Below are 14,275 nucleotides of genomic sequence, written 5' to 3'. Positions count from 1 at the left end.
GGATGTCTTTGAGAAACGCATTTCGTGCGGCAACTGCGGTCACTTTGATCACCGCCGGTGGCGCATTCGCCGACACCATCACCATCGCAACAGTGAACAACGGCGACATGATCCGCATGCAGGGTCTGACCGATGACTTCACCGCAAAAACCGGCCACAACGTCGAGTGGGTCACGCTGGAAGAAAACGTTCTGCGCCAGCGCGTAACAACCGACATCACCACCAAGGGTGGGTCTTTCGACATCATGACAATCGGCATGTATGAAACGCCGATCTGGGGTGCGAACGGTTGGCTGGTGCCACTTGACAATCTGTCCGCTGAATATGACGTCGATGACATTCTGCCAGCGATGGCCGGCGGTCTGAGCCACGATGGCACGCTTTATGCGGCGCCGTTTTATGGCGAAAGCTCCATGATCATGTATCGCACCGACCTGATGGAAGCGGCTGGCATGGACATGCCAAAGGCACCAACATGGGAATTCATCGCCAAGGCAGCAGCCGCGATGACCGACCGCGACAATGAGATCAACGGCATCTGCCTGCGCGGCAAGGCCGGTTGGGGCGAAGGTGGCGCGTTCATTACCGCGATGTCCAACTCTTTCGGCGCACGCTGGTTCGATATGGACTGGAACGCACAGTTCGACACGCAGCCATGGGCCGACACGCTCAACTTCTTCAAGGGTATGATGGATGCATCCGGCCCTGCGGGTTATGCAACAAACGGGTTTAACGAAAACCTGTCGCTGTTCAATCAGGGCAAATGCGGCATGTGGATCGACGCCACAGTTGCGGCCTCTTTTGTGACAGGCAAGGATTCCACCGTTGCAGACCACGTTGGTTTTGCGCTGGCACCGGACACCGGTCTGGGCAAACGCTCCAACTGGCTCTGGGCTTGGGCGCTGGCCATTCCTGCCGGTACTCAGAAACAGGACGCCGCGCTGCAGTTCATCGAATGGTCCACATCCAAAGACTACATCGAGCTGGTTGCGAGCAAAGAAGGCTGGGCAAACGTTCCTCCGGGCGCACGTACATCCCTGTATGAAAACCCGAACTACCAGGCCGTGCCTTTTGCTCAGATGACGCTGGATTCGATCCTGTCTGCTGATCCTAACAACTCCACCGTTGAGCCAAGCCCATATGTGGGTGTGCAGTTCGCGGCGATCCCGGAGTTCGCAGGCATCGCAACAGACGTGAGCCAGGAGTTCTCAGCTGCCTATGCCGGTCAGCAGACCGTAGAAGAAGCACTGGCCAAGGCGCAGGCCCTGACCAACGACGCAATGGAAGCGGCTGGCTACAAATAAGCCGCGCCGACATCCCGCAAGGGCGGCGGCCCGGTCGCCGCCCTTCACCTAGACGACCTTTTCATCCAGTCTGATCTTAGTCTGGCGGCTTGTCCGCCCCCGAGGAAGGTGTATCCAAAATGGCCACCAAAGCATCCAGATCCGCCGCCCGCGTTATGATGGCCCCTGCTGTGATCCTGCTTTTGGGCTGGATGTTGGTGCCCCTGACCATGACGCTTTGGTTCTCGTTCCGCAAATACCTGCCCCTGCGCGGCGGTGATCTGGGATGGGCCGGATTTGACAACTACACCCGTTTCGTGACGTCCAGCGCCTTCTGGCCCAGTATTCAGGCCACGCTGATCATTGTCGGTGCCGTTCTGCTAATCACCGTGTGCCTTGGCGTAGTGCTGGCAATGTTGCTGGATCAGCCGATGTGGGGCCAGGGCGTTGTCCGCATCCTTGTGATCGCCCCCTTCTTTGTGATGCCCACCGTATCTGCGCTGGTGTGGAAGAACATCTTTATGGACCCCACCAACGGTCTGTTTGCGCATCTTTGGAAATTTTTCGGGGCCGATCCGGTCTCATGGCTGTCGCAAGCCTCCCTGCCCTCGATCATCCTGATCGTCAGCTGGCAATGGTTGCCTTTCGCGACGCTGATCCTGCTCACCGCGATCCAGTCGCTGGACAGTGAACAATTGGAAGCCGCCGAAATGGACGGCGCACCGCATCTCAAGCGGTTCTGGTTCATCATCCTGCCGCATCTGGCGCGTGCAATCACCATTGTCGTGCTGATCCAGACGATTTTCCTTCTGTCGATCTTTGCCGAGATTTTTGTGACCACCGGCGGTGCCTTCGGATCAAAAACCCTGACCTATCTGATCTTCCAGCGGGTGCTGGAAAGCCAGAACGTTGGCTTGGGATCGGCAGGCGGTGTCTATGCGATCATCCTCGCCAATATCGTCGCAATCTTCTTGATGCGGATTGTGGGGAAGAACCTCGATGCTTGATCCACACCGCACCCCCGCCCGTTCCGGCACCTCGCCCCGCAGCTTTTTCAACCAAAGGACTGTCTGATGGCCCGCTCTGTCACCTCACAACGCAAGGCGATCAACACTGCAGTGGCTTGGGCCGTTGGTTTGCTGATCTTCTTTCCGATCCTCTGGACCATCCTGACCAGCTTCAAGACCGAGGCGCAGGCGATCAACGACCCGCCGCTGTTCCTGTTTTTTGACTGGACGCTTGAGAACTACACCGTGGTGCAGGAACGCTCTAATTATATGCGGTTCTTGTGGAACTCTGTGTTCATCGCGGGCGGTTCCACCATTCTGGGCGTGATGATCGCCATTCCCGCCGCGTGGTCGATGGCCTTTGTGCCCTCCAAGCGGACCAAGGATATCCTGCTGTGGATGCTCTCCACCAAAATGTTGCCTGCGGTTGGGGTTTTGTATCCGATCTACCTGATCTTTATCCAGTTTGGCCTGCTCGACAGCCGTCTGGGTCTGGTGATTGTGCTGATGCTGATCAACCTGCCGATCATCGTCTGGATGCTTTACACTTATTTCCGCGAAATTCCGGGCGAGATCCTTGAGGCCGCCCGTATGGACGGCGCCACCTTGCGCGAGGAGATCCTCTATGTGCTGACGCCCATGGCGATCCCCGGCATCGCGTCGACCTTGCTCTTGAACTTTATCTTGGCCTGGAACGAGGCGTTCTGGACACTCAACCTGACCGCTGCCAAGGCCGCGCCGCTGACCGCGTTTATCGCCAGCTACTCCAGCCCTGAAGGGCTTTTCTACGCCAAACTCTCCGCCGCATCGACAATGGCGATCGCACCCATCCTTGTTCTGGGCTGGTTCAGCCAAAAACAACTGGTGCGCGGTCTGACCTTCGGCGCCGTGAAATAAGACAGGAACCAAAGACTATGGGACGTATCACACTGGACAAAGTCACGAAAAGCTTTGGCGATGTCGAAGTTATTCCACCCTTGGACCTGACCATCGAAGACGGCGAGTTTACCGTTTTTGTCGGCCCGTCCGGTTGCGGTAAATCCACCTTGCTGCGGCTGATTGCCGGGCTTGAGGATATCTCATCCGGGCAGATCCGCATTGATGGCAATGACGCCACTCATGTACCGCCGTCCAAACGCGGGCTGGCGATGGTGTTTCAATCCTATGCGCTTTATCCACATATGTCGGTGCGCAAGAACATCGCCTTTCCGCTGCGGATGGCCAAGCTGGACAAGGCCGAACAGGACCGCCGCGTTGATCAGGCGGCTGCGGTTCTGAACCTCGCCGATTATCTGGATCGCAAGCCCGGCCAGTTGTCCGGCGGTCAGCGCCAGCGTGTTGCTATTGGCCGTGCCATTGTGCGCGAACCTTCTGCGTTCCTGTTCGACGAACCTTTGTCGAACCTCGATGCCGCACTGCGGGTCGGGATGCGCATGGAAATCTCCGAGCTGCACAAAAAGCTGGCAACCACGATGGTTTACGTGACCCACGACCAGGTCGAAGCGATGACCATGGCGGACAAGATCGTGGTGCTGCGGGCGGGACATATCGAACAGGTCGGCAGCCCGCTTGAGCTTTATCACAATCCCCGCAATCTGTTTGTGGCGGGCTTTATCGGCTCCCCCACGATGAACCTGATCAGCGGGCCGGAGGCGGCCAAGCGTGATGCAACCACCATCGGTATCCGCCCCGAACATATCACCGTGTCTGACAAAAAGGGCGAATGGAAAGGTGTGGTTGGGGTTTCCGAACATCTGGGCTCTGACACGTTCTTCCATATCCACGACACGGGTCTGGCCGAAACCATCACCGTCCGTGCGGGCGGCGAGGTCGGCTTTCGCCATGGCGACACCGTGCATCTGACCCCGCGCGAAGACGTCATGCACCGCTTTGACGCGCAGGGGCTGCGCATCGCATGACACGGCTGGCCGGTAAAAACGCCCTGATCACGGGTGCGGCACGGGGTATCGGTCTGGCCTTTGCCAAGGCTTACGTGACCGAAGGGGCGCGTGTGGCCATCGCCGATATCGACATCGACCGCGCCCGCACAGCAGCGGCCGAATTGGGCGATGCGGCCATGGCCGTAAAGATGGATGTGACCGAGCAGGCCAGCATCGACAGCGCTGTGGCGCAGGTCGCCGATCGCTTTGGCCAGATCGACATTCTGATCAACAACGCCGCCCTCTTTTCTGCCGCGCCCGTGGTCGAGATTGACCGCGCTGACTATGCGCGGGTTTTCGACATCAATGTCGGTGGCACGCTGTTTACGCTACAGGCCGTGGCCCGCCACATGATCGAATGCGGCATCAAGGGCCGGATCATCAACATGGCCAGTCAGGCCGGACGCCGCGGGGAACCATTGGTCGCAGTCTACTGCGCAACCAAGGCTGCGGTGATCAGTCTGACACAATCGGCCGGTCTCGATCTGATCAAACACGGGATCAACGTCAATGCGATCTCCCCCGGGGTGGTGGATGGAGAACACTGGGACGGAGTCGATGCGTTCTTTGCCAAATACGAGGGCAAGGCACCGGGCCAAAAGAAACAAGAGGTCGCGGCAGGCGTCCCTTATGGCCGAATGGGCCGCGCGGAGGATTTGACAGGTATGGCGGTCTTTTTGGCCAGTAACGAGGCGGAGTACGTGGTGGCGCAATGCTACAACGTCGATGGCGGCCAATGGATGAACTGATGGCAGATGGAGCAAACGGCAATGGTTTGATCCGGCTGAGCGATCAAACCCTCGCAGCGCTGCCCGATGCGGTCGCGCGCCCCACCTACAACCGTGAGGCGCTGACAGCGGGGATTGTGCACATCGGTCTGGGCAATTTTCACCGCGCCCATCAGGCATGGTATTTGCACCGCTTGATGCAAATCGGCAAAGCACAAGATTGGGCGATCATCGGCGCAGGCGTCCGTGCCGCCGATGGTGCGCAGCGTGAGCGCCTGCTGGGGCAGAATTGCCTGACCACCTTGATTGAGCTGGACCCTGCTGGCATGTCCGCCGAAGTGACCGGCGCAATGATTGATTTCCTGCCCGTGGCCCCAGACAACAGCCCCTTGATCACCAAGATGACCGATCCCGCAATCCGCATCGTGTCACTCACGGTCACCGAAGGCGGTTATTTCGTTGATCCGGCTTCCGGCGGCTTTGATGCAGCCCATGACGATATCGTTCATGACGCCGCGCATCCCGGCCGCCCGCGCACCGCCTTTGGTGCGATCATTGCCGCGCTTGAGCTGCGCCGCGCCCAAGGGACCGGCCCCTTCACGGTGATGAGCTGTGATAATCTACAAAGCAATGGCGATGTGCTGCGCCAGACGGTGTTGTCGCTGGCGCGGATGTCTGATCCGGCGCTGGCCGACTGGATCGCCGCAGAGTGCAGTTTTCCAAATTCGATGGTCGATTGCATCGTTCCGGCCACTGGCACCGCCGAGCGGGCGCTGGCCAATGGTTTTGGCATCGACGATGCCGCGCCAGTGACCCATGAGAACTTTCGCCAATGGGTGATCGAAGATGATTTCTGCGCCGGGCGTCCGCCCCTCGAAGAGGTTGGTGCGACATTCTGCGAAGATGTGCACCAGTTCGAAGCGATGAAGCTGCGCATTCTCAATGGCGGTCATCAGATCATCGCCGCCGCCGGAGATCTGCTGGGCATTGAGACCATCGCCCAGACGATGGATCATCCGCTGATCCGGCGGACCTTGCGCAAAATCATCGAGCAAGAGATCGCACCGCATGTGGCCGATGTTCCCGGCATGACCCCCCTCGCCTATCTCGATCTGATCGACCGGCGTTTCGCCAACCCCGAGATCCGCGACACCACGCGGCGGGTGGCCTATGACGGGTCAAGCCGGCAGCCGGGGTTCATTCTGCCGTCGGTGCGTGACGGTCTGGCGTCAGGCACGCCGGTCTCTGGTCTGGCTTTGGTTTCTGCAATCTGGGCGCGTTATTGCCTTGGCACCCGCGAGGACGGCACACCGATAGCGGCCAATGATCCGAATTGGCAGGCGCTGACAGATCTGGCCAAAGAGGCCGCGTCTGAGCCCGGTCTTTGGATCGCGCAAAGGCAGATCTACGGCGATCTGGCGGCCAATCCGGTATTCGATACGGCATTTTCCGGTTGGATGGTTCTGCTGCACTCAAATGGTGTCGAGGCGGCACTGGCCCGCTATCTGGATCTTTGAGCGATGATTTTGTGCTGCGGCGAAGCCTTGATCGACATGATCCCCACGCCCGTAGTTTCGGGCGGAACTGCCTATGCGCCGCACACGGGCGGTGCGATATTTAACACGGCCATCGCCCTAGGGCGGCTGGGTGCGGAGGCGGGATTGCTCAGCGGGGTGTCCACGGATGGGTTTGGTGAGATGTTGGTCGCCTCTTTGCAGGCCAATAACGTCGGAACAGACCACTTGATCCGCTCGGACCGGCTCACGACATTGGCGATTGTGCATCTTTCGGACGGCAAGGCGGTCTATTCCTTCTATGATGAGAACTCCGCCGGATCCGCGCTCACGCAGGCAGATCTGCCTGCGCTGCCGGACGGCATCTCGGCGCTGTATTTTGGCGGGATCAGTTTGGTCGCGGAACCGGCGGCCACCGCCTATGAGGCGCTGATGGCACAGGCGGCGGGCAGGTGCACGATCGTGCTCGATCCTAACATCAGGCCCGGTTTCATCACCGATGAGCCCGCCTATCGGGCGCGTTTGGCACGGATGATCGCGATGAGCGATGTCGTCAAAGTGTCGGACGAAGATTTGGACTGGATCACACCAGAGGGTGGAACCCAGGCGGATCGTGCCCGCCAGATGTGCGAGGCCGGACCGCAGTTTGTGGTGGTCACCAAGGGCGAGCATGGCGTGACCGTGGTGAGCCGCGACGCCGAACTCGATAGCCCGGCGGTGCCAGCGGCCGTCGTCGATACCGTTGGCGCGGGCGATACATTTAACGCCGGTCTCATGGTTGGCCTCAGCCACTTTGGGCTATTGGACAAAGCCAGCCTCGCCGCCGCCACGATTGAGGATCTGCGCCCTGCCCTGACATTGGGTGCGCAGGCCGCTGCGGTCACGGTTTCGCGGGCGGGTGCCAATCCACCATGGGCGACGGAACTGGAAGGTTTGGGGTGACCCCGCAGGGCATTGCAGCTCTGGCGATACAGATTGCTGCGCAAAACGATGGCAAATCGCGCCGGATGATTGCGATTGCCGGTGCGCCGGGATCGGGCAAATCCACCATCGTTGAGACCCTGCGCAAGTGCATCCCGCATAGCGCCGTTGTTCCGATGGACGGGTTTCATCTGGACAATGACACCCTGACAGCGAAAGGCCGCCTGCACCGCAAGGGCGCGCCGGACACGTTTGACACAGCCGAGATGCTGCGGGTCTTGCGCAAGGTCGCCGCCGGGGGCGCAGTGTCTGTGCCAATCTTTGACCGAACTGCCGATGCCGTGGTGCCGGATGGGGCGTTGATCGCCACTGAGGCGCAGATCATCCTTGTCGAAGGCAATTACCTGCTGCTGGACGCGCCGGGCTGGCGCGAGATGCATGAGATGTGGGATTTGACCGTCCTGCTTGATGTGCCCGAGGCCGAGTTGCGCCGACGTCTTGTTCAGCGTTGGACAGATCATGACTTGCCGCTTCAACAGGCGCAGGACCGGGCCGCATCAAACGATTTGCCGAACGCGCAAACGGTTATGGGTCAGTCGATTGAGCCTGATATCCGCGTTCAATCCGCATAAAGGTGCGCAAAGGCCGGTTGATTCGGCCTAATTGTGGATTCACCCGATGATTGAATCGAAACAATTCCTGAAATCTCCGATTATTGTCACCCAAGAGCGGCCGGCCCTTGCCTTATTTAACGCTTGTTTGACCCAGCTAAATCCAATCAGATTTGGCTCAATATAATGATTTTATTCAATTAAACACGAAGTACCGCCATTGCAGAGCGTTGCCAGATGGCCGTCCTTTCAGGCAATCTCTGCCTTGTTTAGGACCAAATAGAACTGTGAGACCCCCCGATGCCTCTTTCAAATGCTGCGGGCGCAACACTATCCATTGTCGCTCATATTGATGACGATCTGCTGTTTCAGAACCCCGATATCCAGCACAGTATTTCTGCGGGCGGCGGGCACACGACAGTCTATTTGACAGCTGGTGATGCCGGACAGGACGCGGACTATTGGGAAGGTCGCGAACTGGGGGCCAAGGCCGCATATGCGCATATGGCCGGGGCGGATGACTGGGTCGATACGGTTACAACCTTCAGCAATGGCAGCGATGATTTTGAGGTCCGCGCATCCTATCTGGAAAGCGATCCTGACATCCGTTTGTATTTCCTGCGTCTGCCCGATGGCAATCCAAACGGGTCTGGCTATGCCAGCACGGATCAGCAAAGTCTTGAACAATTGTGGGACGGCGATATTGCCGCGATTGGCAGTGTTGACGGGTCCAATACCCTATCAGCTGATGATGTTTCCGGTCTTCTGCTCGGGATCATGGAACATCATCAGCCTGACGCCATTCTCATTCAGGATCACAGTTCTGAACATGCGGGCGGCAACCATTCGGACCATGTGAACTCCTCGCAATTTGCCTATGAGGCACAGCAGTTTTACAGCGGCGATCATGAGCTGATTTCCTATGTCGAATATGCCTCTGCCGATTTGGGGGCAAACCTGTCTGATGAGGATGCGGCGCAGAACCTTGATACCTTTTACGAATATGCCGCCCATGATCCTCATGTGGCCAGCGGCACCGATGCGGATGGCAATCCGATCATTTCGGACACTTACCGCGCATGGACCGAGGCCAGCTATGAGGTTGGCAACTTGCCGGACCCCCATGCACATCCTGAAAACTGGTCGGATCAATTTGCCAGCGGCGCAGGCGGTTGGGATAACGCCGAACACATCCGCACCTTGGCGGATATCAACGGCGATGGCATGGCCGATATCGCCGGATTTGGCGAGACCGGCGTGCAGATCGCACATTCAGACGGCACCCAGTTTGAGAGCGCCACAGCAGCGATAAACGATTTTACCCAGAACGCAGGTGGATGGCGCGTTGATAGCCATGACCGCGCCTTGGGCGATGTGAACGGCGATGGCTTGGACGACATTGTCGGCTTTGGCGGCAGCAATGTGATTGTGGCTTTGTCCGATGGCAGCGGTTTTGAAACCATTGAGCTTTGGTCAAACGGCTTTGACAGCGATGCCGGTTGGACCAGCAGCCGGCACGAGCGCGATGTGGCGGATGTGGATGGTGACGGGCTGGCCGATGTTGTGGCCTTTGGCGAAAACCAAGTGACAGTGGCCCTGTCCACCGGAACGGGTTTTGAAGCGGGCCAGAGATGGTCAACCGATTTTGGCTACAATGATGGCTGGCGCATGGATGATCATGTGCGGGTGTTGGATGATGTGAACGGCGACGGGCTGGCCGATATTGTCGGTTTTGGGAGTGATGGCGTATCGGTCGCCACGTCCAACAGCAGTGGCTTTGACGAGACCGAGCTTTGGCTGGATGAGGCTGCCGCGGGCAGCGACTGGAACGCCGCGGATCACACGCGCACAATTGCCGACGTTGATTGCGATGGGCTGTCTGATGTTGTGTCTTTTGGCGCAGATGGCGTCTATGTCGCGCTCTCAACCGGCACAGGGTTTGACGATGCCACGTCCTGGTCCACGCTGATGGGCACATCCGAGGGCTGGACCAATGATGCCGACGCCCGCGCCGTGGCCGATGTGGATGGCGACGGCATGGCGGATCTGGTCGGATTTGGCGCGGAGGGCGTGCAGGTTGCATTGTCCACGGGCACCGGTTTTGAACAGGTCGATGGTGCACCTTTGGTGCAGGATTTTGACACAGCGGCCTATGTTTCTGACAGCAATCCACCCGAAGATGACACAAACCAAGCCACCGAAGGTGACGACAATCTGGTTGGCACCACAGGCGATGATACAATTCTGGCGCTTGGCGGGGACGATAGCGTCGAAGGGGATGCGGGCGATGATCTGATCGATGGCGGCGATGGCGCAGATACGCTGCGCGGCGGACATGGGGCCGATACGATCAACGGCGGCGATGGCGATGACCAGATCGAAGGGCTGTATGGTGATGATGTGATCACTGCCGGGGCAGGCAACGATCACGTGTTTGCCCGCGACGAAGACGACATTGTCTATGGCAACGATGGCGATGACACTTTGATCGGCGGACGCGGCACCGACACGATTTATGGCGGTGCGGGCAATGACCTGATCGCAGGCAGCCAGCTTGATGACGAAATTCACGGCGGTGATGGCCATGATCTGGTGTTTATCGGCACGCCTGAAGGCTCTGACCGGATTTTCCTGGATGATGGCAATGACATTCTGGACGGCGGCAGCGCCGGATCCGGCTTTTATGCCGAAGGCGGCAATGGCAATGATCTGATGAACTCCGGCGTTGGCAATGACACCTTGCTGGGCGGCGCGGGCAATGACCAGATCAACAGCGGCGCGGGCGATGATCAGATTTATGCGGGCGGCGGCAGCGATGTTGTAACCGGCGGCGATGGCGATGATGTGTTCTTTTTGCAGGATCTGCCCGGCAGCGTTCGCATCACCGATTTTGGTGCCAATGGCGCGGCAGACCAGATCGACCTGTCTGAAATTGCAGGCTTTGATACGGCTGAAGACGTATCGGACGCCTTGTCTTGGGTGGATGGTGAAATGACCGTGACGCTACCTGTCACCGATGGGGTTCTGACGGTCACAGTTCTGTCCGATGCGCCGCTAAGCGCGGGTGATTTTGGTCTGACCGGTGATCTGGTTCTGCCCGAGGTGGTCGAGGACACGGTTGATGATGGCAGCGGCGATGACACTGTCGATGGCGGCAATGGTGATGATACCGTAGACGGCGGCAGTGGCGATGACACCGTTGATGGCGGCAGCGGCGATGGCCCCTTCTATTCACTCGGCGGACCAGACGCCGGGCATTTTGACGTGAACGCAGCCACCGGCGAGGTTAGCAACAAAGATTGGTTCACCCCTGACTACAATCAGGTTTGGGATACCAACGGTGATCACATCTATGAAACCTCCGTGATCGAACATGATGCAACCGGCGCCGAAATCGGCCGCAGCGATTTGCAACTGGTGGTCACCCCGAACGAAGCCATATGGCGCGATGCGATTGATTTAACGGGTGGCGACGACACCGTAGATGATGGCACGGGTGATGACACCGTCGATGACGGAAGCGGCGATGACACAGTAGACGATGGCACAGGCGACGATACCGTCGATGGCGGCACTGGCGACGATACCGTCGATGGCGGCACTGGCGACGATACTGTTGGTGGCGGTGACGGCGGCGATCCGCTTGACGGCGGCACGGGCGCAGGCGAAAGCTATGTTTTGTCGGGTGCGGATGCGGGTCACTTTGACCTTGATCCCGACACCGGCGAAGTCACCAACAAAGACTGGTTCACGCCAAACTACGATCAGGTTTGGGACACCAACGGCGATCACATTTATGAGGTTTCCGTGCTGGGCCTTGATGAAAACGGCGCAGAGATCAGCGCCAACCATTTCGAACTGGTTGTAACCCCGGCAGATACGTTCTGGCAGGTTGGCGATGCGCCATTGGACGATGGCGGCGATACCGATCCGGGGGAAGATCCGGGCACTGGCGATGACACTGATCCCGATGACGGCACAGGCGGCGATACTGGTGGAGGCATCGGCGGCGGCCCCGATGAGACTGTCCTGAGATTTGCTCTCGAAGGGCCGGACGCGGGGCATTTCGACGTCGACAATGACACAGGCGCGGTCAGCAACAAAAGCTGGTTCACCCCGTCCTATGATCAGCTGTGGGACACCAACGGCGATCACATCTATGACGTGTCGGTGGTGGAGTTTGACGAGGTTGGCGAAGAAATCGGGCGCGATGCACTGCAACTGGTGGTCACCGAAACTGATAGTTTCTGGCAAGATGCCCCTGGCCCGGCAGCTGACCCCGAAGAAATGACGGGGGAAGAGATTATGGCCGCGCTTGCGCTGCCAGAGGGTGCCGACGATGGCATGGTCCCGCAGGATGACCCAGAGGAAATGGAAGACCCGATGCTGGGTTTCTAAGATCGGGGCGGTTGGCCCTTGGCCTGCCGCTTTTGCGTGAAATCTATACCCGAAGAATGGCCGCACCATCAATGGGTGGCATCTCGTCGGCGCGCATCGCATTGCCTTGCAAATAGGCCGGTTCGGCGAGCCGCGTTTGCGGATCAAAGATCCGGCCTGTATCTGACCCATCCAGCCAACGCCATGATGCATGGCCCTGCAAGCGGCATGTTTGGCCCGCTGCCTGCACCATCAGCACCATCTGGTCAATCATGCCTGCCCGCCCGGCGGTGATATTCAGCGGGACCGGTGCATCAGGGTGCAGATCGGCAATATGCATGATCGGCGCGTGGGTCAGCGTCAGCCGCGCAAAGGTCAGCCCGCGCCGCTGCATCAGGTGCGAGATCGAGACCGCCAGCGGGAAGTAGCCATCAATGAAATCGTCGAACCCAGCGTCCGTTTGTGTTGGCACAGTCGCGCCCACCATCAAAACAAGCCAAAGTATTCTTGCTGTTCCCATTCCGAAACGGTCATCAAATACCGATCCCATTCCGCGCGTTTGAGGGTGGCCAGATAGGATGTGAATGCATCGCCAAAGTTCTGCCTGATGTGGTCTGATCCGTCAAAGGCCTCAATTGCGGCCAACAAGCTTTGCGGCAACCGGTCTGCACCCTCACCGTAGGGGGATTCCGTCGCGGGCGGCGCGGGTGTTTGGGATCTGAGCCCTGACAGCCCGGCATAGATCTGCGCGGCAAAGGCAAAATGCGGATTTGCGGTGGTATCAGCCACACGGTTTTCAATGCGCGAAGCGGCATCACCGGGATACATCAACGCCCGCACCATAGCGCCGCGATTGTCCCAACCCCATTGAATGCGGTTCGGGGCCAGTTGGAAGGGCGTAAACCGTTTGTAGCTGTTCACCGTCGGATTGGTCAGCAAGCAAGACGCAGTGGCATGTGCCAACAAACCCGCGATCCAGCCATCGGCTTGCGGCGTCAATCCGCCATCTGCCTCTGGCACAAACACGTTTTGGCCTGTGTCATTTGCGATCAGGGATTGATGGATGTGCCAGCCGTTCGCCGCTGCGTTTGGCGGGTTGGGTTTGGCCATGAACGTCGCGTGCAGCCCCCGTGCATGGCAGACCTCTTTGACCATCGTGCGGAACAGCACAAACCGATCCGCCTGGGTTTGCGGGTCCGATGGGGCAAAGGTAAACTCAAACTGGCTTGGCCCCATCTCGATCTCCATCGAACGCGGCTCAAGCCCCAAGGCATCTGCGTGGCGGCGCAGATCATCCAGCAGATCCTGCGCCTCGGAATAGCGGGTTTCGCTGAGGTATTGATGGCCTTGGGTCAGGTTGGAGGTTTGAACGGGTGCAGGCGGCATGGTGGCTTGATCATGCCCAAGAGCGGCATCGCGCAGGTGAAAGACCTGAAACTCCACCTCAAGGCCAAAGACTGCCTGATAGCCCGCAGCGTCCAGATCAGCCACCGCCTTGGCCAGCACCGCGCCAGATGCAAAAGGCACCGCGGCGCCGCTGCGGTCTATCACATCGCACAGCAGGACCGCCGAATGCGGCGACCATGGCAGGATGAAAAATCGCGCCGGATCAGGGCGGATCAAAACATCCCCCGCCCCCGCCAAAGGCAGATCCGCGACATGTGCCCCTTCGGCCCAGACCGGGAAAACGGTGCTGTTGGATGTGTCCTTAAGCAGCAAGGTCGACGGGATGCCGATGCCCTTTTCAAAGGCCGAGCTTAACGCGCTGGCGACGATGGTCTTGCCGCGCAAAATGCCGTGTTGATCGGCAAAGCAAATGCGCAGGGTCTCAATGCCCTGCTCCGCAACGGTTTCAAGGACATGCGAAATCTGGTCTGCGCGGGTGTTCATAATG

11 protein-coding genes are annotated in these 14,275 nt (G+C 58.9%); 9 read left to right on the top strand and 2 right to left on the bottom strand.

Translation table 11 applies throughout. The features are described 5' to 3' along the window. Window positions 1-2 precede the first annotated feature (2 nt). The 9 genes from C8N31_RS05570 (at window position 3) to C8N31_RS05530 (ending at window position 12,402) form a co-directional block, all read left to right on the top strand. Window positions 3-1,304 carry an ABC transporter substrate-binding protein gene (locus tag C8N31_RS05570; RefSeq protein WP_025048449.1) on the top strand — a complete coding sequence of 434 codons (1,302 nt, stop codon included), beginning with the start codon at window positions 3-5 and terminating at the stop codon, window positions 1,302-1,304. Window positions 1,305-1,423: 119 nt separating this feature from the next. Then, window positions 1,424-2,290 (top strand): carbohydrate ABC transporter permease, encoded by an 867-nt coding sequence (locus C8N31_RS05565; protein WP_025048450.1) that lies wholly within the window; start codon window positions 1,424-1,426, stop codon window positions 2,288-2,290. A gap of 66 nt (window positions 2,291-2,356) precedes the next feature. After that, window positions 2,357-3,187 (top strand): carbohydrate ABC transporter permease, encoded by an 831-nt coding sequence (locus tag C8N31_RS05560; RefSeq protein WP_025048451.1) that lies wholly within the window; start codon window positions 2,357-2,359, stop codon window positions 3,185-3,187. Between the two features lie 17 nt (window positions 3,188-3,204). Further along, window positions 3,205-4,209, top strand: coding sequence for an ABC transporter ATP-binding protein (locus C8N31_RS05555; RefSeq protein WP_025048452.1), 1,005 nt, complete (start codon window positions 3,205-3,207; stop codon window positions 4,207-4,209). Continuing rightward, complete coding sequence (locus tag C8N31_RS05550; protein ID WP_025048453.1) at window positions 4,206-4,979, top strand: L-iditol 2-dehydrogenase; 774 nt, start codon at window positions 4,206-4,208, stop codon at window positions 4,977-4,979. The genes C8N31_RS05555 and C8N31_RS05550 overlap by 4 nt, the downstream gene beginning before the upstream one ends. Beyond that, entirely contained in the window at window positions 4,979-6,475 is a 1,497-nt protein-coding gene (locus tag C8N31_RS05545; RefSeq protein ID WP_037918518.1) for a mannitol dehydrogenase family protein, read from the top strand. The genes C8N31_RS05550 and C8N31_RS05545 overlap by 1 nt, the downstream gene beginning before the upstream one ends. A 3-nt stretch (window positions 6,476-6,478) precedes the next feature. Beyond that, window positions 6,479-7,414 (top strand): carbohydrate kinase family protein, encoded by a 936-nt coding sequence (locus C8N31_RS05540; RefSeq protein WP_025048455.1) that lies wholly within the window; start codon window positions 6,479-6,481, stop codon window positions 7,412-7,414. Next, on the top strand, window positions 7,411-8,025 hold the full coding sequence (locus tag C8N31_RS05535; RefSeq protein ID WP_025048456.1) for an AAA family ATPase: 615 nt from the start codon (window positions 7,411-7,413) through the stop codon (window positions 8,023-8,025). The genes C8N31_RS05540 and C8N31_RS05535 overlap by 4 nt, the downstream gene beginning before the upstream one ends. 279 nt (window positions 8,026-8,304) lie before the next feature. Then, window positions 8,305-12,402 (top strand): FG-GAP-like repeat-containing protein, encoded by a 4,098-nt coding sequence (locus C8N31_RS05530; protein ID WP_025048457.1) that lies wholly within the window; start codon window positions 8,305-8,307, stop codon window positions 12,400-12,402. A gap of 43 nt (window positions 12,403-12,445) precedes the next feature. Here the strand turns inward: C8N31_RS05530 and C8N31_RS05525 are convergent, their stop codons facing one another. Next, entirely contained in the window at window positions 12,446-12,853 is a 408-nt protein-coding gene (locus tag C8N31_RS05525; protein ID WP_146173107.1) for a hypothetical protein, read from the bottom strand. A 14-nt stretch (window positions 12,854-12,867) separates the two neighbouring features. Further along, a complete protein-coding gene (locus tag C8N31_RS05520; RefSeq protein ID WP_025048459.1) occupies window positions 12,868-14,271 on the bottom strand; it encodes a glutamine synthetase family protein in 1,404 nt (467 codons plus the stop codon). Between the last annotated feature and the right edge of the window lie 4 nt (window positions 14,272-14,275).

It is taken from the genome of Sulfitobacter mediterraneus (assembly GCF_003054325.1).
In the GTDB taxonomy this organism is placed as follows: Bacteria; Pseudomonadota; Alphaproteobacteria; order Rhodobacterales; family Rhodobacteraceae; genus Sulfitobacter; species Sulfitobacter mediterraneus.
This window is presented reverse-complemented; position numbering and strand designations above follow the sequence as displayed.